We start from the raw sequence: 22,404 nt of genomic DNA on the forward strand, positions 1-22,404 counted from the left end.
ATCCTGACGCCGCGCGCGATCTCGACGATGTCGGACATCACGGCGCTGGCGGTCGGCCCCTCGCCGGCACCCGCGCCCCTCAGGACGATCTGGCCGACGGAATCGCCCTCGATCACCACCATGTTGGTGCCGCCCTGAAGCTGGCCCAGCGGGCTGTCGGCCGGGACGAGGCAGGGCGACATGCGCTGCTCCAGCCCGCGCCCGGTCATCTGCGCGACCCCCAGCAGCTTGATGCGGTAACCCATGTCGGCGGCGCGGCGGATGTCGTCGATGCTGATCCGCTCGATCCCCTCGATCTCGACCGAAGCAAAGCTCGGGCGGGTGCCGAAGGCGATGGCGGCAAGGATCGCGAGCTTGTGGCTCGCGTCGATCCCGCCCACGTCCAGCGTTGGGTCGGCCTCCAGATAGCCAAGCTGGCGGGCTTCCTCGAACACGGTGTCATAGGGCAGGCCGGCATTCTCCATCCGGGTCAGGATGTAGTTGCAGGTGCCGTTCATCACGCCCATCACGCGGCGGATCTCGTTCCCGGCCAGCGATTCGGTCATCGCCTTGATCACCGGGATGCCGCCCGCCACGGCCGCCTCGAAGCGCAGGACGCGGCCATTCGCCTCGGCCAGTTCCGCCAGCTCCTGCCCGTGAACGGCCAGCAGCGCCTTGTTGGCGGTGACCACATCCTTGCCCGCCTTCAGCGCCGCGGTGACGGCCTCGCGCGCGACACCCTCGTCGCCGCCGATCAGCTCGACAAAGACGTCGATCTCGTCGCTGGTGGCAAGGGCCAGCGGATCCTTCTCCCAGCGATAGGGGGAAAGGTCGATGTCGCGGTTCTTGGCCCGGCTGCGCGCGCTGACCGCAGTGATCTCGATCGGGCGGCCGGCGCGGGCCGAGAGCAGGGCGGCATGCTTCTGGATGATCTTGACGGTGCCGGTGCCGACCGTCCCAAGACCTGCAATGCCGAGACGAAGCGGAGAGGCGGTTTGCCCCGAGTTCTGGGCGGACATGGGAAGCTCTTTTTTAAGGGTGAGCCGGTGTTAGCGGATGGCGCGGGCTGTTGCAACGCGGCGGTCAGGTTTCGCCGTCGCCCGCCCAGCGGCCCTCTATCCCGGTCGCGCGCATCACGCCAAGGACAAGCGCCCCAAGCTCGACCGTGTCGCGGCCGATCTGGTCAAGATCGGCCAGCATCAGCGGATGGTCGAAGACCTCGCCCTTCGTGTTGATGAAGGCGGGAAGCCAGGCCTTCGGATCCTCGGTCGGCCGCCATGAGGCATGGCAGAGCAGGTTCCGCTGCCGTTTCATGTCGTTCAGCCGGTCGGTGATGCGGGCGCGGTCGCCCAGCCCCGGATAGCGGCGCATCGCGGAATCAAGCTGGTCGATCAGCGTCCCCATCGAATCGTCGGCCAGGCTGCTCATCCGCGCCAGCCAGGAATGCAGCTCGCGCTCGCTCAGGTCATCGGCCAGCCGCGCCTTGTCGAGGGCATAGATGGTGCGCTTGATGATCTCCTCCAGCCAGCCGAAATTCGCCACGCATTGGCCAAGCGCCGCCGCGAATTCGGCGGGCAGGGTGTAATGCGTCTCGGGCGGAGCGCCTATTCGCGCCACAGCTTCTCGACCCAGCCGACCGGGCGCAGGTAATGGCGCAGGTGCTTCGACAGACTCTCGCGCCGGCGGCCGTCAAAGGTCGCCCGCAGATGGTCCAACGGCGCAAGCGGCGGGCTCTTGTGGTCCCAGCGCCCCTCGATCGCGTCGGGAGGATTGAGGTTCCCCGGAAAGATCACGATCTTGGTGCCCTTCGGGATCCGCGCCTCGCGCAGATAGTTCAGTGGAAAGATCGGCACGCATTGCATCCGAAAATGCGCGAGCCAGCGCCGCGGCCAGAACTTGACCCCGCCCGGCGCATTGCGGGTGACGAAGCGCTGCTCATAGCGATACTTGTCGGCTGCCCCTTGGGGATCGGCGCGGAAGATGTCCTGCAAAGGCTTCAGCTTGCCGACCCGCATCCGATAGACCGAGGTCTGGCCCAGTTTCTCGAGCGGCGTGTTCGGGTTCAGGCCCAGCACGGTATCGTCGGGATCACCGAAGCTGAAGAAGTCATCAAGGCTGTCAGTGACGATTACATCGAGGTCGAGGAACAGCACCACCCCGGTCACGTCGCCCAGATCGCCCCAGAGCCGCGATTTCGGCCATTTGCCGCGGGTGTTCACCGGCGCGGTATATTCGAATTCTGGCAGCGGGCGGATGGCAATGTCGGGATGCAGGCCCGTCCCGTCATCGGTAAAGCAGTAAAGCCGGAAGGGCGGAGTGATGTTGCGCGCGATCATCCCGTGCAAGCGGTTCACATATTCCGGGCCGAATTTCGTGCCCCATTTGATGCAGATGATCTGCTTGACTGTGCCGTTGCGACCGTCGTTCATGCCGTCCTCGTCTTTTCGCCCGGAGTCTTTCACAGCCCCCGGAGGCTGGCAAGCAGGGCTCAGAGGATCTTCTGCAGCAGCACGAGGTCGAGCCAGCGGCCGAACTTGCGCCCCGATTGCGGCATCCTCCCGACCAGCTCATAGCCGAGGGCGCGGTGAAAGGCGATGCCCGCCTCGTTTTCGCCCGAAACAGCCGCGACCATCGTATGGGCGCCGCCCGCCCGGGCATGATCCTCGATCGCGGCCATCAGCGCGCGGCCGGTCCCGCGTCCCCGCGCCCCGGCAGCAAGGATGATCGTATGCTCCATCGCGTGAAGATAACCATTGCCGCCGCGGAACTGGTCATAGGTCGCAAGCCCCAGTACCGCGCCATCCGCCTCGGCCACCAGAAACTCACGCCCCGCCGCGCGGCGCGCCCCGATCATCCGCTCAAGACCCGGAACCGTCTTCTCCTCCGAGGAAAAGGTGACGGTGGTTTCCCGGATCATCGGGTTCCAGAAGGCGAGGATCGCGGGAAAATCCTCGGGCATCGCAGGTCGGATCATGTTCATGCCTCGGGCAGGCCGCATCGCGCGGATCGGCGCGAGGCAGGCGATTTCACCGTTTCCCAAATACCCCCTGCGACGGCTGCCGCAAGGGGCAAGATGGCCGCCTCACGCCTGCCGCGCCGCCCGGATCAGCGCCATGATGTCGCGCGCGGCCGAGGGGATGTTCGTCCCCGGCCCAAAGATCGCGCTGACCCCCGCCTTCTTCAGATAGTCGTAATCCTGCTGCGGAATGACGCCGCCGCAAATGACGAGGATCTCGCCCGCGCCCTGTTCCTTCAGGGCGGCGATCAGCTTCGGGGCCAGCGTCTTGTGCCCGGCCGCAAGGCTCGAGATGCCCACGACATGGACGTCATTGTCGATGGCGTCCTGCGCGGCCTCTTCGGGGGTCTGGAACAGCGGCCCGACATCGACGTCAAAGCCGATATCGGCGAAGGCGGTGGCGATCACCTTGGCGCCCCGGTCATGCCCGTCCTGGCCCATCTTGACGACCAGCATTCGGGGGCGGCGGCCCTCGTCCTCGGCGAATTTCTCGACATCGCGCTGGATCTGCGCGAAGTCGTCGTCGCCCTCATAGGCCGCGCCATAGACGCCCGCCAGGGTCTTCACCTCGGCGCGATGACGGCCGAATTCCTTCTCCATCGCCATGCTGATCTCTCCCACCGATGCACGGGCGCGCGCGGCCTCGACCGCTGCCTCCAGAAGATTGCCACCCTCGCGCGCCCGGCGCGAAAGCTCGTCCAGCGCCGCCTCGCAGGCCGCCTCGTCGCGGCTGGCGCGGATGGCGGAAAGCCGGGCGATCTGCGCGTCGCGGACCTTGACGTTGTCGATATCCAGAATGTCGATCGGGTCCTGCTCGGCCAGGCGATATTTGTTCACGCCGACGATGACCTCCTCGCCGCGGTCGATCATGGCCTGACGGCGTGCGGCGGTCTCCTCGATCCTGAGCTTCGGCATGCCCGAGGCCACGGCCTTGGTCATGCCGCCCATCGCCTCGACCTCCTCGATCAGCGCCCATGCCTTTTCGGCCAGCTCGGCGGTCAGGCTCTCGACGTAATAGCTGCCTGCCAGCGGATCGACGACATGGGTGATGCCGGTCTCCTCCTGCAGGATCAGCTGGGTATTGCGGGCGATCCGGGCGCTGAACTCGGTCGGCAGGGCAATCGCCTCATCAAGCGCATTGGTGTGCAGGGACTGCGTCCCCCCCAGCGCCGCCGCCATCGCCTCATAGGCGGTACGCACCACGTTGTTATAGGGGTCCTGTTCCTGCAGGCTGACGCCCGAGGTCTGGCAATGCGTGCGCAGCATCAGGCTGCCGGGCTTCTTCGGATCGAATTCCTTCATGATCCGCGTCCAAAGGAGGCGCGCGGCGCGCAGCTTCGCGGCCTCCATGAAGAAATTCATCCCGATCGCGAAAAAGAAGCTGAGACGCCCGGCGAACTGGTCGACATCCATCCCGGCGCTCAGCGCGGCGCGGACATATTCGCGCCCGTCGGCAAGCGTATAGGCCAGCTCCTGCACAAGGTTCGCGCCCGCTTCCTGCATGTGATAGCCGGAAATCGAGATCGAGTTGAACTTGGGCATCTCGTTCGAGGTATACTCGATGATGTCGGCGATGATGCGCATCGAGGGTTCGGGCGGATAGATATAGGTGTTCCGCACCATGAACTCTTTCAGGATGTCGTTCTGGATCGTGCCGGACAGCAGGCTGCGGTCATGGCCCTGTTCCTCTCCGGTCACGATGAAGTTCGCAAGAATCGGGATGACCGCGCCGTTCATGGTCATCGACACGGAAACCTTGTCGAGCGGGATGCCGTCGAACAGGATCTTCATGTCCTCGACGCTGTCGATGGCGACGCCCGCCTTGCCCACATCGCCCTCGACCCGAGGGTGGTCGCTGTCATAGCCGCGATGGGTCGCCAGATCGAAGGCGACCGAGACGCCCTGCTGCCCGGCGGCCAGCGCCTTGCGATAGAAGGCGTTCGATTCCTCGGCGGTCGAGAAACCCGCATATTGCCGGATGGTCCAGGGCCGGCCGGCATACATGGTCGCGCGCGGGCCGCGGGTGAAGGGGGCGATGCCCGGCAGGCTGCCCATATGCGGCAGGCCCTTCACGTCGTCCTCGGTATAAAGCGGCTTGACCGCGATCCCTTCCAGCGTGTCCCAGGTCAGGCTGTCGGGATCGGCGCCCTTCAACTCCTTGCTGGCAAGATTTCGCCACGTTGCAAGGGCGTCTTTGGTGGCTTCGGTCATTTTCGATCCTTTCCCATGGCGCGCCGGCTCTTATATGAAAGAGGAGACGGGGGCGCGATGAAACTCAAACGGTTGATTTTTCTGATGGTGGTGCCGCTGGTGGCGGCGATGGGTCCACGCCCGAATGCCGATGGCGAGCGCCACCAGCCATATGTGCGCGGCGAGGTGCCGGCAGCGCGCGACGACACGGGCGCGCGCGACCGGCGCGCCTCGGACGAATTGCGCATTCTGGAAGCGGCAGAGGTCGAGCCGACCGAATTTCTGTGGCAGGCGCGGCCCGTGGTGGTCTTTGCCGATACCGCCGCCGATCCGGCCTTCATCGAACAGCTCGCGGCGTTGAAGCGTGATCCCATCGCGCTGAACCTGCGCGATGTGGTGGTGATCACCGATACCGATCCGGCCGGGGCCAGCATCTGGCGGCGGCAATTGCGCCCCGAGGGTTTCTCGCTGGTGCTGCTGGACAAGGACGGGCAGGTGAAACAGCGCAAGCCCGTGCCCTGGTCGGTGCGCGAGATATCGCGGGCGATCGACAAGTTTCCGCTGCGTTTGCAGGAAATCGGCCGCGCCGCAATGCCCTGAGCCTTGCCAAGAACGGCCCGATTTCCCATATTGGGCTGGCAAAGGCAGGAGGATTGATATGGACGGAACGCCATTTGTCCTGGCCCCCGAACGGCAGCGATCCTCGGGCGAGGCGCGTGTGCTGCCTCGCGACCGGATTGATCGTCCCGAATTTTTCGATCATTCTGGCGAGGTGGCCAATCTGGACTGGGGAATCGAAGTGTCGAATGATCCGATGAAAATTCCGGGGCATTCGGGCCCACGCCCGACTTATTGAGAGAAAACCTGTAGACGGGGATCATCGCGATGCCTCGTCTGGCCGCGGGCCTGCCTTCGGGGCGGCAAATTCCTGCAATGCGATCCGGGCCGATTGCGCGACATATTCGCGCACCGCGTAGTAATCCGAATAGGCCAGCTTTCGCCGCGCGATCGGCAGGGCGATGAACTGGGTGCTGTTCAACTCTTGCGCAAAGCCGCGCATATCCTGCAACCGCGTATAGAAAACCACGGCGATATTGACCTGATGCGCCGGCAGCCGATGCAACTCGCCCGAGAGTTTCAGGAAGATGATCGGCTCGCGTTCCACGGTGATGAAGGGGCTGAAGGCCTCGCCCTGCTCAACGACATCGCGGTCGAGCGACTGACGCAGCTCCTCGATGTCATAGGCCTCGAACGTGTCCACATAGGTCTGGATCTCGGCATGAAGCGCGATCTGCAGGTCACGCTGATCCTCGCGCCGCTCGGTGATGCGGCGGTCCTCCTGAAAGATGAAGGTGACGAACCAGCCCAGCACCACGACGATGGCCGGGATCATGGTCCGCAGGATCTCGCTGCTGACCTGCTGACCCAGAAGCCAGGCGATGAGAAGGCCGCCGATGACCAGCATCGGCAGCGAAATGGCAAGAAGCCTGAAATAGATGCGCGTGGCGTCATAGAATGGCGCAACCAGCACGCGCAGCGGCGGCAGGATGCGCGCAAGGACCACCGCAAGCGTCAGGACCAGAAGGCCCAGACCGATCCCGACCCAATCGCTTGTCACGAAATGGGCGGGCGGCATCCTATTCGAACTCCAGGATGACGTCGTCGACCTTCAGGCTTTCGCCGGCGGCGGCGTTGACGGATTTCACCACGGCCTTCTTCTCGGCGCGCAGGATGTTTTCCATCTTCATCGCCTCGACCGTGGCCAGCGCCTGACCCTCCTGCACCTCGTCTCCGGGCACGACATTGACCCGCACGACCAGACCCGGCATCGGGCAGAGCAGGAATTTCGAGGTGTCGGGCGGCAGCTTTTCGGGCATCAGCCGGGCCAGTTCGGCGGCGCGGGGGCGGCGGACATGGCATTTCAGATCCGCACCCCGCACCCGCAGGCGGAAGCCCGAGGGCAGGCGGTCAACCTTGAGGACGAGGGGCGAGCCGTCCACCGCGATCCGGGCCAGCGACTGACCGGGCAGCCATTCGCTCTCGACTCGGAGCTTGTGTCCGCCGGTCTCGACCGTGGAGCCCTGCCGGTCGGCGGTGATGCGGACCGGGAACTCGCGCCCGGCAAGGGTCACGACCCAATGCTCGCCGACATGACGCTCGTGATTGTCGAGCCGACCCGAGATGCGGGCGCGCCGGATCTCGGCCACGCGATGCATGGCGGCGGCCGAAGCGGCGATGCGGACCAGCTCCTCCTCGGGCAGGGTCGCGCCGATGAAGCCCTCGGGATATTCCTCGGCGATGAAGGCGGTCGAGATGTCGCCCGAGACGAATTTCGGATGGTCCATCACGGCCGAGAGGAAGGGCAGGTTATGGCCGATGCCCTCGACCTCGAACTCATCGAGCGCGAGGCGCATCTGCTCGATCGCCTCGCCGCGCGTCGGCGCCCAGGTGCAGAGCTTGGCGATCATCGGGTCGTAATACATGCTGATCTCGCCGCCCTCGAAGACGCCGGTATCGTTCCTGACCACATGCTTTTTGTCCGCGGTTTCCGCTGGCGGGCGATAGCGGGTCAGCCGCCCGATCGAGGGTAGGAAATTGCGATAGGGATCCTCGGCGTAAAGCCGGCTTTCGATGGCCCAGCCGTTGATCCTGAGGTCGTCCTGCGCAAAGGGCAGCGGCTCGTCATTGGCAACGCGGATCATCTGCTCGACCAGATCAATCCCGGTGATCAGTTCCGTCACCGGATGCTCGACCTGAAGCCGGGTATTCATCTCGAGGAAATAGAAGTTCCGCTCGGCATCGACGATGAACTCGACCGTGCCGGCGCTGGCATAGCCGACGGCACGCGCCAGCGCGCAGGCCTGCTCGCCCATGGCCTTGCGCGTCGCCTCGTCGAGGAAGGGCGAGGGCGCTTCCTCGATCACCTTCTGGTTGCGGCGCTGGATCGAGCATTCCCGCTCATGCAGATAGACGCAATTGCCGTGCTTGTCGGCCAGAACCTGAATCTCGATATGGCGCGGCTGGGTCACGAATTTCTCGATGAAGATCCGGTCGTCGCCAAAGCTCGCCGCGGCCTCGTTCTTCGAGGACTGGAAGCCCTCGCGCGCCTCCTGATCGTTCCAGGCGATCCGCATGCCCTTGCCGCCGCCGCCGGCGCTGGCCTTGATCATCACCGGATATCCGATCTGGCCCGCGATCCTGACGGCCTCCTCGGCATCGGCGATCAGGCCCATATAGCCGGGAACCGTGCTGACGCCCGCCTCCTGCGCGATCTTCTTCGAGGTGATCTTGTCGCCCATCGCCTCGATCGCGGGCGAGGGAGGGCCGATGAAAGCCACGCCCTCGGCCTCGAGGGCCTGGGCGAATTTCATGTTCTCGGACAGGAAGCCGTAGCCGGGATGGACGGCCTCGGCGCCGCTTTGGCGGACGGCGTCCATGATCTTGTCGATCACGATATAGGACTGGTTGGCGGGAGAGGGGCCGATATGGATCGCCTCATCGGCCATCTTGACATGCAGCGCATTGCGGTCGGCGTCGGAATAGACCGCGACGGTCTTGATGCCCATCTTGCGGGCCGTCTTGATGACGCGGCAGGCGATCTCGCCACGGTTGGCGATCAGGATCTTCTTGAACATGCATGTCCCCCCTCGGCCTATGGCCGGACGTAAAAAAGCCGCCCCGGCGCAAGACCGGGACGGCTGTCGAACTGTAGCGATGGATCGCGCCGGGGCGCGGCCGTCAGCTTATTGGCAGAGACGAACGTCGTCGCAAAGCGCGCCTGCGGCAGCGCCGATCGCCGCGCCCTTGATGGCGTTATGGCCGCCGACATGAGCAGCGGTCGCCCCGACGCCAGCGCCGATGATGGCACGGTCGGCATCGGTCGGGTTGATGCCCTGGGTGCAGCCGGCAAGCGCCAGAAGGCCACATCCGAAAACGACAGCGAGTTTCTTCGACATTGTTTCTTCTCCAAAGGAGTCGCGGGGGAAGCATCCCTGCCGCGACGAGCCTGTTGTTCGTGATTGTTAGCGGCGCTGGCAGACGCCGGCGTCGTCGCAAAGCGCGCCACCGGCAGCGCCGATGAGGGCACCCGTGGCGACGTTTTCGTCAAGGATCTTGGCGACCGCCGCGCCGGCCAGAGCGCCACCGGCAGCGCGCTGCGCGTCCGGCGACATGGTCGACCCGCCATAGGGGCTGGGTTCGCAGGCTGCGAGACCAGCAATGAGAAGGGCAGCACCCGAAAGGCGGAGGATGACGGATTTTTGCATAGCGTTTTGCCTGTATTGTCGGTCTGTGTGCAGACCTGTCGTGAATGAGGTGCAGGCAATATTGCACAGGGGCTTGCCCTTAGAAACTGACAAGCATGTGAAAAAACTAAGCTACGCGGCAATCCGCTCATCACTCGTCGTCCCAATCCTCGTCGTCGCCCCAGTCGATCTCGTCCCAGTCGAACTCGGTGGGCTGCTCGGCGAAAAGGGCGGGAAAGCTGGCTTCGGCGCGCTTCATGTCGACGCGCAATTCCTGCTCGTAATCGGTCGGGTCAAGCTTGCCGATCGGCACGACCTCACGCCCGATCAGCCATGAGAGGCGGCCCGCGTCGAGATTGCCGCGCACAAAGGTCTCCTCGCCGAAACACTGGATCAGCGCGGCCATGAAGCCTTCGTCCGCGCGACGGTCGGCGGCCTTGCGGTCGCGGAAACGCTCGCGCCGGACCAGCGGAGTTGCGCCCTTCTTGTTGGCGCGGCGGATGGTGAATTGGAAATCTGTTCCGGGAAGACGGCCCGGAAAGCCGCGATGCTTCAGCATGACATGCCCCGTTCTTGAACTCTGCATTCAAGCAGGCGCCGGGGCGGGCGCGCGAGACGCGGGCCGCCAGGCAGCCCGCGCTTGGCGATCGGCTCAGTTGGCGCCGTATTTGCCTTGGAAGACCGGCTCGGTCGTGACCGGAGCGGGGGTGATGACTTCCGGCTCTTTCTTGGCGCAAGCTGCTGCGAGGCCGACGAGAACCAGTGCGAGGGCGAGTTTCTTCGACATGATGTCGTGCTCCTGTTGAGCGGGATTGAAATGTCCCGACTGCTCGGTTGAGATTCGGCGGCTGCCCGGGGCAACCGCGGCACGACCATATAGAGTGATGCAGGGAAGGCACAGGCGGCCCCGGCCCTTGCGGCGCCGCTGGGGGCCTGCTGTGGCAGGGTTGCATCAAGGGGCGGGAACTTCATCACCACGGCTCCCATTCGCAGACATCCTCCCCGGCGGGCAGGCGAAACGCCTCGAAAAGCTGAAGCACATCAGGATTATAGGTGCCGAAAGGGGTGTCCTTGTCGGCGATGCTGATGATGATCTGGGTCGGACGCGGGGCGGGGCTCGCGATACGCGGCAGCACCCAGTTCTGACACAGCCAGACCACGTCATCGTGAACCGGATCCTCGGCCAGGACATCGGGCGCGGTGGGAAGGATCGGCTCCTCGATCATCTTGTCTGCCTCCTCCTCCGAGGCGATATCCGGTGCGGGTTCGGTGCCTGCATCGGGCTTGACCGCCTCGATCTCGACCATGCCGTCATCGAGATATTCCCCTTCGTCAGACGATGCGCCCGCGCCCGCGACCTCGGCCGTCTCGGTGTCGATTTCGATCGGGCCGCGCTCTTCCAGCTCCGGCTCGGTCGCCGACCCCTCGGTCGAGGGGACGCGCGAGGCGAGGTCCGGCATGACGAAGCGGAAACGATAGGTGAGGCCGGTTCCCCCCGCAGTGTCATGCCGCGTTTCCTGCCAGAAGGCCTCGGCCCCCGAGGGCAGCTTGATGGCCTGGCCAGGAACGCCCTTGACCTCGGCAGCGGCCGGTAGGGCCAGAATGGCAAGGCTCGCGCATACCACTGCGGGACGTGTCATCTTTCCTTCTCCGACGCTGTTTCTACAGCGGGATATTATCGTGCTTTTTCCAAGGATTGCTCAGCTTTTTTCCGCGCAGGCTGGCGAAGGCGCGGGCGACGCGGCGCCGGGTCGACCGGGGCTGGATCACCTCGTCGATGAAACCCTTTTCGGCGGCGACGAAGGGATTGGCGAAGCGATCCTCGTAATCCTTGGTGCGGGCGGCGATCTTTTCGGCATCGCCCAGCTCGCTGCGGTAAAGGATCTCGACCGCGCCCTTGGCCCCCATCACCGCGATCTCGGCCGTGGGCCAAGCATAGTTGAAATCGCCGCGCAGATGCTTCGAGGCCATGACGTCATAGGCCCCACCATAGGCCTTGCGGGTGATGACCGTGACCTTGGGCACCGTCGCCTCGCCATAGGCGAAGAGCAGTTTCGCGCCGTGCTTGATGACGCCGCCATATTCCTGCCCGGTCCCCGGCAGGAAGCCCGGCACGTCCACGAAGGTCAGGATCGGGATCTCGAACGCGTCGCAGAAGCGCACGAAACGCGCCGCCTTGCGCGAGCTGTCGATGTCGAGGCAGCCCGCCAGCACCATCGGCTGGTTCGCAACGACGCCCACGGTCTGCCCTTCGAGCCGGATGAAGCCGGTGATGATATTGCCGGCGAAATCCTTCTGGATCTCGTAGAAATCCCCCTCGTCCGCGACCTTCAGGATCAGCTCCTTCATGTCATAGGGCTGGTTCGGGTTGTCGGGGATCAGCGTGTCGAGGCTGGTCTCGATCCGGTGGGGATCGTCGAAGAAGGGCCGGGTCGGCGCCTTCTCGCGATTGTTCAGCGGCAGGAAATCGACCAGCCGGCGGATCTCGGACATTGCTTCGACATCATTCTCGAATGCGCCATCCGCGACCGAGGATTTCTTCGTATGGGTCGAGGCGCCGCCAAGCTGTTCGGCCGTGACCACCTCGTTCGTGACCGTCTTGACCACGTCGGGGCCGGTCACGAACATATAGCTCGTGTCCTTCACCATGAAGATGAAATCGGTCATCGCCGGCGAATAGACCGCGCCGCCCGCGCAGGGGCCCATGATGACGCTGATCTGCGGCACCACGCCCGAGGCCATGATGTTGCGCTGGAACACATCCGCATAGCCGGCGAGGCTGGCCACGCCTTCCTGGATGCGCGCGCCGCCCGAATCGTTCAGCCCGATCACAGGCGCGCCGTTCTGCATCGCCATGTCCATGATCTTGCAGATCTTCTGGGCATGGGTTTCCGAAAGCGAGCCGCCGAAGACGGTGAAGTCCTGCGAGAAGACATAGACCATGCGGCCGTTGATCGTGCCCCAGCCGGTCACGACGCCGTCGCCATAGGGGCGGTCGGCCTCGATCCCGAAATCGGTCGAGCGGTGGCGGACGAACATGTCGAACTCTTCGAACGAACCCTCGTCCAGCAGCAGCTCCAGCCGCTCCCGCGCGGTCAGCTTGCCGCGGGCGTGCTGGGCGTCGATGCGCCTCTGACCGCCGCCAAGCCTTGCATCGCGCCGTCTGGCGTCAAGCTCGTTCAGAATGTCTTTCATGGCGGTCGCTCCCCCGTTTTCCGGCAAGTTACGTCCTGCGCCGGATGGCGGAAAGCAAAATTGCGAATATTTGCAAAGTGAGTGTGGGTTGGCGGTTGTAAACTGCAAATTCGCAAAGCCCTTGACGAAAGCCGGGGCAGCGGCCATGCCGCTGGCCATGGGACTCAGCATCGATATCGCGGCCATTCAGGCCAATTGGAAATCCCTTGCCACCCGCGCACCCGGTGCGGAATGCGGGGCGGTCGTCAAGGCGGATGCCTATGGGCTGGGGGCCGAGAGGATCGCGCCCGCGCTTTATGCGGCAGGGGCGCGGAACTTCTTCGTCGCGCTCGCGGCCGAGGGGCGGGCCTTGCGTCCCCTGCTGGGAGAGGACGCGCGGATCTTTGTCCTTTCAGGCCATATGGCGGGCGAGGATCTGACCGGCCTGATCCCCTGCCTGAACAGTCCCGAGCAATTCTTCCGTGACCGCGCCCTGCGCCCGAAAGGCGCCTTCGGCATCCAGCTCGACACCGGCATGAACCGGCTGGGGTTTGAGCCGGGCGAATGGGCGGCGATCCGGTCCGAGGCGGTGGCGGCAGGCCCCAGTCTGATCATGTCGCATCTGGCCTGCGCGGACGAGCCGGAGCATCCTGCGAATGCCGCCCAGCTTGCCGCCTTCCGCAGCATGACCGACGGGATCGCGGCGCCGCGCTCGCTTTCTGCCACGGGCGGCATCCTGCTGGGGGCGGAATATCATTTCGACATCGTGCGGCCCGGCATCGGCCTTTATGGCGGCCTTCCCTATGCCGAGGCGCAGCCGGTGGTCGCGCTGGCCCTTCCGGTGATCCAGACGCGCGAGGTCCAGCCGGGCGAATCGGTCGGCTATGGCTATTCATGGACGGCGAGCCGCCCCTCGCGCATCGCCACGGTCGCGGCGGGCTATGCGGACGGTCTGGCGCGCGCACTGGCGCGGCAGGGCGCGTTGCGGCTTTGGGCGGGCGAACATGCCTGCCCGGTCGTGGGCCGGATCTCGATGGACCTGATCACCGTTGACGTGACCGACCTGCCGGATGTCCCGAAAAAGCTGGAGATCCTGAACGCGAGGCAGGGTGTCGATGCGCTCGCCGATCTGGCCGGCACCATCGGCTATGAGATCCTGACCTCGCTGGGGAGCCGATACCCGCGGACCATTCTGTGAACCCTGTCCGCCTGACCGGCAGGGCGACGCTTGGCCTGGTCCGCGCGACCGGGCGTGTCACGATCCTTGCCGCGCAAGGGCTGTGGCGGGTGGGCGCACATCCTTCCGAACTGGCGCGGCAAATGCTGCATATCGGCTGGCTTTCGCTGCCGGTGGTCGGGCTGACCGCCTTGTTCACGGGTGCGGCGCTGGCCTTGCAGATCCATTCGGGCGGCGCGCGCTTTCAGGCGTCGGACGTGGTTCCGGCGATCGTCGCGATCGGCATGGTCCGCGAGCTGGGGCCGGTGCTGGGCGGGCTGATGGTCGCGGCGCGGGTCGCAAGCTCCATCGCAGCCGAGCTTGGCACCATGCGCGTGACCGAACAGATCGACGCGCTGGTCACGCTCTCGACCGATCCGGTGGGCTGGCTCGTCTCGCCCCGGCTCTGGGCCGCGATCCTGTGCCTGCCGGTGCTGGTGGGGGTGGGCGACGTCATCGGGATCCTTGGCGGCTGGCTGATCGGGGTGAACGCGCTCGGCTTCAACTCGACCACCTATATCTCGAACAGCTGGGCCTATCTCGAAGGGTGGGACGTGGTCTCGGGCCTGATCAAGGGCGGGTTTTTCGGCTTCATCGTCGCGCTGGCGGGGTGCTGGTTCGGGATGAATGCCGGGAATGGCGCGGCGGGCGTCGGACGCGCCACCACCAATGCCGTCGTCGCGGCGTCGGTCGGCATTTTGGCCGCGAACTTCATCCTCACGGGGCTTTTCTTCTGATGATCGAAGTGCGCGGCCTGACCAAGAGCTTTGGCCCCAAGCGGGTTCTGGACGGGATCGACCTGACGCTGACCGAGGGCGAGAGCCTTGTGGTAATCGGCGGATCGGGCACCGGAAAATCGGTCTTGCTGCGCTCGATCCTCGGGCTGGAGACGCCGGAGGCCGGAGAGATCCTGTGGCGCGGCCGCCCGCTTGGCCCGCAGCGCGCCACCTTCATGCAGGGCTTCGGAATGCTCTTCCAGAACGCGGCGTTGTTCGACAGCCTGCCGGTCTGGCGCAATGTGGCCTTTCGCCTGCTGCGCGACATGCCGAAGGCCCGTGCCCGCGCGATCGCGCTGGACAAGCTGGCGCGGGTTGGGTTGGGGCCAGAGGTCGCGGACCTCTACCCGGCGGCGCTGTCGGGCGGAATGCGCAAGCGCGTGGGCCTTGCCCGCGCCATCGCCGCCGATCCGAAGGTGATCTTCTTTGACGAGCCGACGACCGGCCTCGACCCGATCCGCGCGGCGGCGATCAATACGCTGATCCGCGGCATCGTCGACGAGACCGGGGCGAGCGCCATCACCATCACGCATGACATGACCTCGGTTCGCAGTATCGGCGACCGGGTGGCGCTGCTGGACCGGGGACGGATCCGCTGGCAGGGCCCCGTCGCGGCAATGGACGCAGCCGAGGACGCGTATCTGAGGGATTTCATCGCAGGCCATGCCCGCCCACAAGGCTCGCAGGCGGCGGTGTGAGTGACTATATATGAACAGCATCCTGCGCAAAACCTCGCCATCCCGGTGCTGGGACTTGTGCGAATCCCGCGCAGTTGCGACCATGAATACAGTGCATCTGACCTGACCGGAGACGAATTTGGGTCTTTCCCCGACTGCCCCCGCGACCACCACCGCCGGCGAAACCCTGCTGGAATTCCACGACAACAGATTGCTGATCGATCTGTGCGGTCCGCATGACCGTCATCTGGCGCGCATCGAGGAGGCGCTGAAGGTTCATATCCTGCGGCGCGGAAATCTTCTTTCCGTCGTCGGTCCCGCCGATGCCCAGGCCGAGGCCGCGCAGGTTTTGCGCGGGCTTTACGCCCGGCTGGAGCAGGGGCGCAATGTCGAACTGCCGGAAATCGAGGCGGCGCTGCGCATGGGCGTCGAGCAGTTGCAGGAGCCGCTGAGCCCGGCCGAGCAGCTGGAGATGTTCCAGACCGGCCATGTCGAGCTGCGCACCCGCAAGAAGACGGTCGAGCCGCGCACCGAGGCGCAGAAGGATTACGTCCGCAACCTCTTCGCCAATGAACTGGCCTTCGGCATCGGCCCGGCCGGCACCGGCAAGACCTATCTGGCGGTCGCGGTCGGCGTCACCATGCTGATCGGCGGCCATGTCGACAAGATCATTCTGTCCCGCCCCGCCGTCGAGGCGGGCGAGCGTCTGGGCTTTCTGCCCGGCGACATGAAGGAGAAGGTCGACCCCTATATGCAGCCGCTCTATGACGCGCTGAACGACTTCCTGCCCTCGAAGCAGATGCAGAAGCTGATGGAGGAGAAGCGGATCGAGATCGCGCCCCTTGCCTTCATGCGCGGGCGCACGCTGGCCAATGCCTTCGTGGTTCTGGACGAGGCGCAGAACGCCACGACCATGCAGATGAAGATGTTCCTGACCCGTCTGGGCGAGGGGTCGCGCATGGTCATTACCGGCGACCGCACCCAGATCGACTTGCCGCGAGGCGTGCATTCCGGCCTGACCGATGCCGAGAAGATCCTGAAGGACATCAAGGGCATCAGCTTCAGCTATTTCACCTCCAAGGATGTGGTCCGCCACCCGCTGGTCGCCCGCATCATCGAGGCCTATGATACCGAGGCCGAGGCGGCGCTGGCCCGTGGCGAGGTCTTTGACGAGCGCGGCCAGCGCATTCCGCGCCGCGAGCCGCGCTTTGTCGCAACTGCCGGAGGGCAGGCAGATGTATGAGAACAATCAGCCGGAAGAGGACGGCGCCGGCATCGTCGATCTCGTCATCGAGGATGAGCGCTGGGACGACGCGGACCTTCTGGGCATGTCGCGCCGCGCGGCCCATGCGGTCGGCGAATGGCTGGGGCTCGAGGATTTTCAGGTCGTCGTGATGGGCTGCGACGACGAGCGGATTGCCGGCCTGAACGCCGAGTTCAGGGACAAGCCCCGCCCCACCAATGTGCTGAGCTGGCCCGCGATCGAGTTCGACGTCCGGGCGCCGGGCGCTGTTCCCGAACTGCCCGATATCGAGGAACTGGGCGACATCGCCATCTCCTTCGATACCTGCCAGCGCGAGGCCGAGGCGCAGGGCAAGCCCTTTGCCGATCATGCAACACATCTTCTGGTCCATGCCATGCTGCATCTTGCGGGCTATGACCACATCGACGATCAGGATGCTGAAACCATGGAGGATGCGGAGCGGTCGATCCTCGGCCGGCTTGGCATTCCCGATCCCTATCTGGAACTGGAAACATGAGTAACGATCGAAGTCCCGACACCCCCGTTTCTGCCGACCCGGCCTCATGGGCGGATGGCGTCGGCGGCGACGGGCGGGATCTTCCGCAATCGCGTGGCTTCCTCGGGCGCATTCTGGGCGCCTTCGGTGGTGGTGAGTCCGAAAGCGAGGCTGCGGCCGCGAACGAGGCCGGGGCCAAGGGGCCAAGCAAATCGCCACTTGGCATGGTCAATCTGCGCCGGCTTCGTGTCGATGACGTGGCCGTGCCCAAGGCCGAGATCGTGGCCGTTCCGGTGACGACGACCTTGCCCGAACTGGTCGAGATCTTCCGCGAGCATGGTTTCTCGCGCATCCCGGTCTTTCGCGGCACATTGGACAGCCCGCTCGGGCTGATCCACCTGAAGGATCTGGCGCTGAAATACGGCTTCGGCGCGGCGACACCGGCCAAGTTCGCGCTGCGCCCGCTGCTGCGCCCGCTGCTTTATGTGCCCCCCTCGATGCCGATAGGCGTGCTGCTTCAGCAGATGCAGCAGAAACGCATCCACATGGCCATGGTCATCGACGAATATGGCGGTGTGGACGGCGTCGTCACCATCGAGGATCTGATCGAACAGGTCATCGGCGAGATCGAGGACGAGCATGACGAGATCGAGGGCGGGATGCTGATCCTCGAAAAGCCGGGGCAATGGCTGGTTCAGGCCCGCGCGCCGCTTGAGGATGTCGAGGCCGAGACCGGCCTGCGCCTCGCGCTGGAGGATGAGGAGATCGATACGCTTGGCGGCCTGATCTTCATGCTGACCGGGCGCGTTCCGGTGCGCGGCGAGGTCATTCCACATGAAAGCGGCGTCGAGTTCGAGATCATCGACGCCGACCCTAGGCGGGTGAAACGGGTCCGGCTGCGCGCGCCGCAGGTGGCGGGGGCGGCTGAGGCCGCAGGCCCCACCGCCGAGGCAAGCTAGAGCGCGGAAAAGGCCCGCGCATGGGTCACGGTGCTGCCTTGGGGCAGCGCCGGCCCCAGCGCCATCAGATGCGGCCCGGCATAGGGCGAGGCCAGATCGACCTGTTCGAAGCCGAAGCGACCGTAATAGGCCGGATCGCCCAGCACCATGATCGTATGGCCCCGCACGGCCTCCAGCGCGGCGCGGACCAGCGCCTCGCCGATGCCGCGTTTCTGGACAGCGGGATGGACGGCGACCGGGGCAAGGGCCAGCGCCGGCCCCTCGGCCGCGAGCGGCGAGAGGGCGACATGGCCGATGATCGCCCCGCCCACATCCGCGACCAGCGACAGGGTCAGGTCGTCCTGATCGCGCAGGGCCTCGACCAGCCGGGCCTCGTCCGGGCCGCCAAAGGCAAGGCGCAGCAGAGCCGAGATCGCGGCGGCTTCCTGCGGATGTTCGGGGCGCAGGCGTGGCTGAGCCTCGACCCGGTCGAAGGCGCGGGAAATGGCCTGGCTGCGCTGGCCCCACGGGCTGTCCTTGGTGCGGGCCTGATGGGCGGCGAAGGCCTCGTCATCGGCAAAAAGCTCGTCCAGACGCCAGATCATCGGATCCTCGGTCTGGGAGAGGTCGAAGCGCAGGTTGCCCGGCTCGGCGCGGCTGAGGTTCACATGATCGGGCAGCAGATCCAGCGCCAGCAGCATCTGGTTCATGTCCTTGCAGATCAGATGGCCGGAAAGCGCGACCAGCGGGCGGGCAAGGGTGATCTCGGTTCCCGTCGAGGGGGCCGCGTGATGATGGTGGTGGTGATGTCCGCAGGCGCAGCCGCTCATGTAGAAACCTCTCATTTGCGGCAAGGCTAGCAGGGGCGCGCGCCAAGGGCCATTGCGACAAAAGAAAGGCCGGGCATCTGGCCCGGCCTTTTTGCTTCATGCGATGTCGAGGTTCAGCTTCTCGACAAAGGCGCCGCGATAGAGCGCCTTGAGTTCGGCAAGCGGGGCGGTATCCCCGCCAAGGCTGACCGCATCGCCGCCGAAGCGGCCGACTGCGGCGACCGGAACGCCTGCGGCACCAGCGGCCTTGAGCAGCTTCGCGGCATTGGCCTCCGGGCAGGCGACGAGGTAGCGGGCCTGATCCTCGCCGAAAAGCTGGGCGATATCGCCGCTGTCGAGGGCAAGGCCCAGACCGGCGCGTTCGGCCATCTCGAACCCGGCAAGGGCCAGACCGCCATCCGAGAGATCGGTCGCCGCCGAGAAGAGCTTGCCATGGGCGCGCAGGAACTCGCCATGCTTGCGCTCGGCCGCGAGGTCGACATGGGGCGCGTCGCCGGCTTCGATCCCGAAGGCTTCGGCGGCCAGCGCCGACTGGCCCAGATGGCCGGCGGTCGTGCCGATGACCAGCGCCACGTCGCCCGCAGCCGGAAGACCCGCGATTAGGTCATCGAGGTTTTCAATCAGGCCGACGCCGCCAATGGTGGGTGTCGGCAGGATGCCCTTGCCGTCGGTCTCGTTATAGAGCGAGACGTTGCCCGACACGATCGGGAAGTCGAGCGCGGCGCAGGCCTCGCCGATGCCTTTGATCGCGCCGACAAGCTGGCCCATGATCTCGGGCTTTTCGGGGTTGCCGAAATTCAGGTTGTCGGTCGTCGCGAGCGGCAACGCACCACAGGCGGAAAGGTTGCGATAGGCTTCGGCGACGGCCTGTTTGCCACCCTCATAGGGGTTCGCCTTGACATAGCGCGGGGTCACGTCGCTGGTGAAGGCCAGCGCCTTCTGGGTGCCGTGGACGCGAACGACGCCAGCGCCCATACCGGGACGGCGGATCGTGTCCGCGCCGACCTGCGTGTCGTATTGCTCCCAGACCCAGCCCTTATGGGCATGGCTGGGCGAGCCGATCATTGCCTTCAGCGCGGCGATCGGGGTGATCGCGGGCAGGGCGGGCATGGCCGAGGCCGCGGGCGTCTCGACCCAGGGACGGTCATATTCCGGCGCGCTGGAGCTGAGTTTCGACAGCGGCAGATCGGCCTTGATCTGATTGTGATGCAGGATCAGGAAGCGGTCCTCGGCGATGGTCTCGCCGACGATGGCGAAGTCGAGATCCCATTTCTCGAAGATGGAGCGGGCCTCGGCCTCTTTCTCGGGCTTGAGGACCATGAGCATCCGCTCCTGGCTCTCGGACAGCATCATCTCGTAGGCGGTCATATGCGCCTCGCGCTGCGGCACGTTTTCGAGGTTCAGCCGGATGCCGAGGCCGCCCTTGTCGCCCATTTCCACGGCCGAGCAGGTCAGACCCGCCGCACCCATGTCCTGAATGGAAATCACGCTGTCGGTCTGCATCAGCTCAAGGCAGGCTTCCAGCAGGCATTTCTCGGTGAAGGGGTCGCCGACCTGAACGGTGGGGCGCTTTTCCTCGATGGTGTCGTCGAACTCGGCCGAGGCCATGGTCGCGCCGCCGACGCCGTCGCGCCCGGTCTTGGCGCCCAGATAGACGACCGGCATGCCGACGCCCGAAGCGGCCGAGTAGAAGATCTTGTCGCTGTCCGCGAGGCCCGCCGCGAAGGCGTTCACAAGGCAGTTGCCGTCATAGGAGCTGTGGAAGCGGACTTCGCCGCCCACGTTCGGAACGCCGAAGGCATTGCCATAGGCGCCGATCCCCTCGACCACGCCCTTGACCAGATGCGAGGTCTTGGGATGTTCGGGGCGGCCGAAGGACAGCGCGTCCATCGCGGCGATCGGGCGCGCGCCCATGGTGAAGACGTCGCGCAGGATGCCGCCAACGCCGGTCGCGGCGCCCTGATGCGGCTCGATATAGCTCGGGTGGTTGTGGCTCTCCATCTTGAAGACCACCGCCTGACCGTCGCCGATGTCGACCACGCCGGCATTCTCGCCAGGGCCGCAGATGACCTGCGGGCCGGTCGTGGGCAGGGTGCGCAGCCATTTCTTGGATGACTTGTAGGAACAATGCTCGTTCCACATGGCCGAGAAGATGCCAAGCTCGGTAAAGCTCGGCTCGCGTCCGATGATCTCGAGGATGCGCTGATATTCGTCAGGCTTCAGCCCATGCGCGGCAATCAGGTCTTCGGTGATCTGCGGTTCGTCCATTCTCGCGCCCTTTACCCCGGTTTCGGGGCCTTTTAAGCGGCGCAGACGTATTAGGAAAGAGGCGGCGCGCAGCGGCCTTTGCCGGGATGGAGGAAGGGGCGTCCCTGGCCCGTCGCGAAGGGCAAAAAAAAGCCGGGCACGAAGCCCGGCCTAAGTCCAACAGGGAGGTTGAAGGTGATGAGAGTTTCCTCAGACCATCTCCTTCGTAGCCTCAGATATGTGCAGTTCGTGAACCGTTCAAGGATGAAAACAGAAAGAAAAAGCATGACGGATATGCAGTTGAGGAATGGCTTTCCCCCGCGCCGCCGCATTCCGCAATCCTCGCGCGTTCAGAGGTCGGTTTCCGCCTGAAGCTTGCGGATCGACTGGATCTCCTCCAACACGAAGTCGCGGAATGCGCTGACCCGGCGGGATGTGCGCAATTCCTCGGGGAAGGCGAGGAAAACCGGAACCTCGGTGGATTCGATGTCGGGCAACACCCGGACCAGGTCTGGAAAATCCGCCGTCAGGTAATCGGGCAGGACGCCGATCCCGACATGGGCAAGAACGCCCTGCAACACGCCGAAATAATTGTTCACCATCAACATCGAGGTGATGTTGTGCGACAGGAGCTGCTGGACCAGCACCGCGCCGGAGCTGACCTGCGGCGTTTGCGGGCTCTGGCAGATCAGGCGATGGTTGTGCAGATCCTCGACCCTTTCGGGGGAGCCGGCGCGCTCCAGATATTCGGGCGTCGCGTAAAGCCGCATCCTGATGTTCAGAAGCCGCCGCCGGATCAGGTCCTGCTGATTGGGTTCCTTCATGCGGATCGCAACGTCGGCCTCGCGCATGGGCAGGTCGAGGACGCGCTCCTCCAGCATCAGGTCGATCTTGATGTCGGGATAGCGCTCGTAGAACTTGGCGAGGCGCGGCACCAGCCAGAGCGTTCCGAAGCCGGTGGTCGTCGTCACCTTCAGCTCGCCCACGACTTCTTCCTCGCTGTCGCGGATGCGCGCGGCGGTGGTGTCGAGCTTGCGCACCATTGACGAGGTGGCCTCGAACAGCAACTCTCCCTGCTCGGTCAGGATCAGGCCTCGGGCATGGCGGTGGAACAGCGTGCTCCCCAGCGATTCCTCGAGGGCGCGGATCTGTCGGCTGACGGCGGATTGGGACAGGTGCAGGACATCCCCTGCATGGGTCAGCGATCCCGCGTCGGCGACGGCATGGAATATTCTAAGCTTGTCCCAATCCATAATAATGCTTTCTTGTGATATCAGCCATGCGTTTTTCGCAACCCTTAGCATATAGGTAGGACCGGACAATATGGCACCCGACGAGAATAACACTTTATCGGTCAGTTTAGCTGACCTATAATGCC

General features: G+C 65.0%; 23 protein-coding genes. 7 read left to right on the plus strand and 16 right to left on the minus strand.

Annotated elements, in window-relative coordinates:
• The 5 genes from VNQ78_RS00005 to scpA form a co-directional block, all read right to left on the minus strand.
• Positions 1–998 (minus strand): homoserine dehydrogenase (locus tag VNQ78_RS00005; protein ID WP_325685270.1); only part of this gene is annotated, 998 nt, incomplete at its 3' end.
• 64 nt (positions 999–1,062) lie between these two features.
• Complete coding sequence (locus VNQ78_RS00010; RefSeq protein ID WP_325685272.1) at positions 1,063–1,596, minus strand: hypothetical protein; 534 nt, start codon at positions 1,594–1,596, stop codon at positions 1,063–1,065.
• Complete coding sequence (locus VNQ78_RS00015; protein ID WP_325685274.1) at positions 1,584–2,408, minus strand: glycosyl transferase; 825 nt, start codon at positions 2,406–2,408, stop codon at positions 1,584–1,586. The genes VNQ78_RS00010 and VNQ78_RS00015 overlap by 13 nt, the downstream gene beginning before the upstream one ends.
• A gap of 59 nt (positions 2,409–2,467) precedes the next feature.
• Positions 2,468–2,953, minus strand: coding sequence for a GNAT family N-acetyltransferase (locus tag VNQ78_RS00020; RefSeq protein ID WP_325685276.1), 486 nt, complete (start codon positions 2,951–2,953; stop codon positions 2,468–2,470).
• A 108-nt stretch (positions 2,954–3,061) separates the two neighbouring features.
• A complete protein-coding gene (scpA, locus tag VNQ78_RS00025; RefSeq protein ID WP_325685278.1) occupies positions 3,062–5,206 on the minus strand; it encodes a methylmalonyl-CoA mutase in 2,145 nt (714 codons plus the stop codon).
• A 57-nt stretch (positions 5,207–5,263) separates the two neighbouring features.
• Between scpA and VNQ78_RS00030 the strand changes: the two genes are divergently transcribed.
• A complete protein-coding gene (locus VNQ78_RS00030; protein WP_325685280.1) occupies positions 5,264–5,785 on the plus strand; it encodes a DUF4174 domain-containing protein in 522 nt (173 codons plus the stop codon).
• Positions 5,786–6,062: 277 nt separating this feature from the next.
• Here VNQ78_RS00030 and VNQ78_RS00035 read toward each other — a convergent pair whose 3' ends face one another.
• The 8 genes from VNQ78_RS00035 to VNQ78_RS00070 form a co-directional block, all read right to left on the minus strand.
• Positions 6,063–6,821: a hypothetical protein gene (locus VNQ78_RS00035; RefSeq protein ID WP_325685282.1), complete on the minus strand. Its 759-nt coding sequence runs from the start codon at positions 6,819–6,821 to the stop codon at positions 6,063–6,065.
• A gap of 1 nt (position 6,822) precedes the next feature.
• Positions 6,823–8,820: an acetyl/propionyl/methylcrotonyl-CoA carboxylase subunit alpha gene (locus tag VNQ78_RS00040; RefSeq protein WP_325685285.1), complete on the minus strand. Its 1,998-nt coding sequence runs from the start codon at positions 8,818–8,820 to the stop codon at positions 6,823–6,825.
• A 108-nt stretch (positions 8,821–8,928) separates the two neighbouring features.
• Complete coding sequence (locus VNQ78_RS00045; protein WP_325685287.1) at positions 8,929–9,141, minus strand: hypothetical protein; 213 nt, start codon at positions 9,139–9,141, stop codon at positions 8,929–8,931.
• Between the two features lie 66 nt (positions 9,142–9,207).
• A complete protein-coding gene (locus VNQ78_RS00050) occupies positions 9,208–9,450 on the minus strand; it encodes a hypothetical protein (RefSeq protein WP_325685289.1) in 243 nt (80 codons plus the stop codon).
• Between the two features lie 130 nt (positions 9,451–9,580).
• Positions 9,581–9,988, minus strand: coding sequence for a hypothetical protein (locus tag VNQ78_RS00055; RefSeq protein WP_325685291.1), 408 nt, complete (start codon positions 9,986–9,988; stop codon positions 9,581–9,583).
• 93 nt (positions 9,989–10,081) lie between these two features.
• Positions 10,082–10,216: a hypothetical protein gene (locus VNQ78_RS00060; RefSeq protein WP_311758234.1), complete on the minus strand. Its 135-nt coding sequence runs from the start codon at positions 10,214–10,216 to the stop codon at positions 10,082–10,084.
• Between the two features lie 184 nt (positions 10,217–10,400).
• Positions 10,401–11,069, minus strand: a complete 669-nt coding sequence (locus tag VNQ78_RS00065) for a DUF6497 family protein (RefSeq protein WP_325685295.1) — start codon at positions 11,067–11,069, stop codon at positions 10,401–10,403.
• Between the two features lie 22 nt (positions 11,070–11,091).
• The gene (locus tag VNQ78_RS00070) at positions 11,092–12,624 is read right to left on the minus strand and encodes an acyl-CoA carboxylase subunit beta (RefSeq protein WP_325685297.1); all 1,533 of its coding nucleotides are present in this window, start codon (positions 12,622–12,624) and stop codon (positions 11,092–11,094) included.
• Positions 12,625–12,781: 157 nt separating this feature from the next.
• On the opposite strand from VNQ78_RS00070, the gene alr reads away from it, so the two are divergent.
• From alr to VNQ78_RS00100, 6 genes are all read left to right on the plus strand, one after another.
• Positions 12,782–13,801 carry an alanine racemase gene (alr, locus tag VNQ78_RS00075; protein WP_325685299.1) on the plus strand — a complete coding sequence of 340 codons (1,020 nt, stop codon included), beginning with the start codon at positions 12,782–12,784 and terminating at the stop codon, positions 13,799–13,801.
• Positions 13,798–14,556, plus strand: coding sequence for an ABC transporter permease (locus tag VNQ78_RS00080; RefSeq protein WP_325685301.1), 759 nt, complete (start codon positions 13,798–13,800; stop codon positions 14,554–14,556). Before alr ends, VNQ78_RS00080 begins: the two co-directional genes overlap by 4 nt.
• Complete coding sequence (locus VNQ78_RS00085; RefSeq protein WP_325685303.1) at positions 14,556–15,293, plus strand: ABC transporter ATP-binding protein; 738 nt, start codon at positions 14,556–14,558, stop codon at positions 15,291–15,293. Before VNQ78_RS00080 ends, VNQ78_RS00085 begins: the two co-directional genes overlap by 1 nt.
• A 118-nt stretch (positions 15,294–15,411) precedes the next feature.
• Entirely contained in the window at positions 15,412–16,515 is a 1,104-nt protein-coding gene (locus tag VNQ78_RS00090; protein WP_325685305.1) for a PhoH family protein, read from the plus strand.
• Positions 16,508–17,032 (plus strand): rRNA maturation RNase YbeY, encoded by a 525-nt coding sequence (ybeY, locus tag VNQ78_RS00095; protein WP_325685307.1) that lies wholly within the window; start codon positions 16,508–16,510, stop codon positions 17,030–17,032. Before VNQ78_RS00090 ends, ybeY begins: the two co-directional genes overlap by 8 nt.
• Positions 17,029–17,970 carry a CBS domain-containing protein gene (locus VNQ78_RS00100; protein ID WP_325685309.1) on the plus strand — a complete coding sequence of 314 codons (942 nt, stop codon included), beginning with the start codon at positions 17,029–17,031 and terminating at the stop codon, positions 17,968–17,970. The genes ybeY and VNQ78_RS00100 overlap by 4 nt, the downstream gene beginning before the upstream one ends.
• Here VNQ78_RS00100 and VNQ78_RS00105 read toward each other — a convergent pair.
• The 3 genes from VNQ78_RS00105 to VNQ78_RS00115 form a co-directional block, all read right to left on the minus strand.
• Positions 17,967–18,779 (minus strand): GNAT family N-acetyltransferase, encoded by an 813-nt coding sequence (locus tag VNQ78_RS00105; RefSeq protein WP_325685311.1) that lies wholly within the window; start codon positions 18,777–18,779, stop codon positions 17,967–17,969. The genes VNQ78_RS00100 and VNQ78_RS00105 overlap by 4 nt on opposite strands.
• 96 nt (positions 18,780–18,875) lie before the next feature.
• Positions 18,876–21,047 (minus strand): phosphoribosylformylglycinamidine synthase subunit PurL, encoded by a 2,172-nt coding sequence (gene purL / locus VNQ78_RS00110; protein ID WP_325685313.1) that lies wholly within the window; start codon positions 21,045–21,047, stop codon positions 18,876–18,878.
• Positions 21,048–21,376: 329 nt separating this feature from the next.
• Positions 21,377–22,279 carry a LysR family transcriptional regulator gene (locus VNQ78_RS00115; protein WP_325685315.1) on the minus strand — a complete coding sequence of 301 codons (903 nt, stop codon included), beginning with the start codon at positions 22,277–22,279 and terminating at the stop codon, positions 21,377–21,379.
• Positions 22,280–22,404 lie beyond the last annotated feature (125 nt).

The sequence above is a fragment of the Paracoccus sp. (in: a-proteobacteria) genome (assembly GCF_035556475.1).
Classification (GTDB): domain Bacteria; phylum Pseudomonadota; class Alphaproteobacteria; order Rhodobacterales; family Rhodobacteraceae; genus Paracoccus.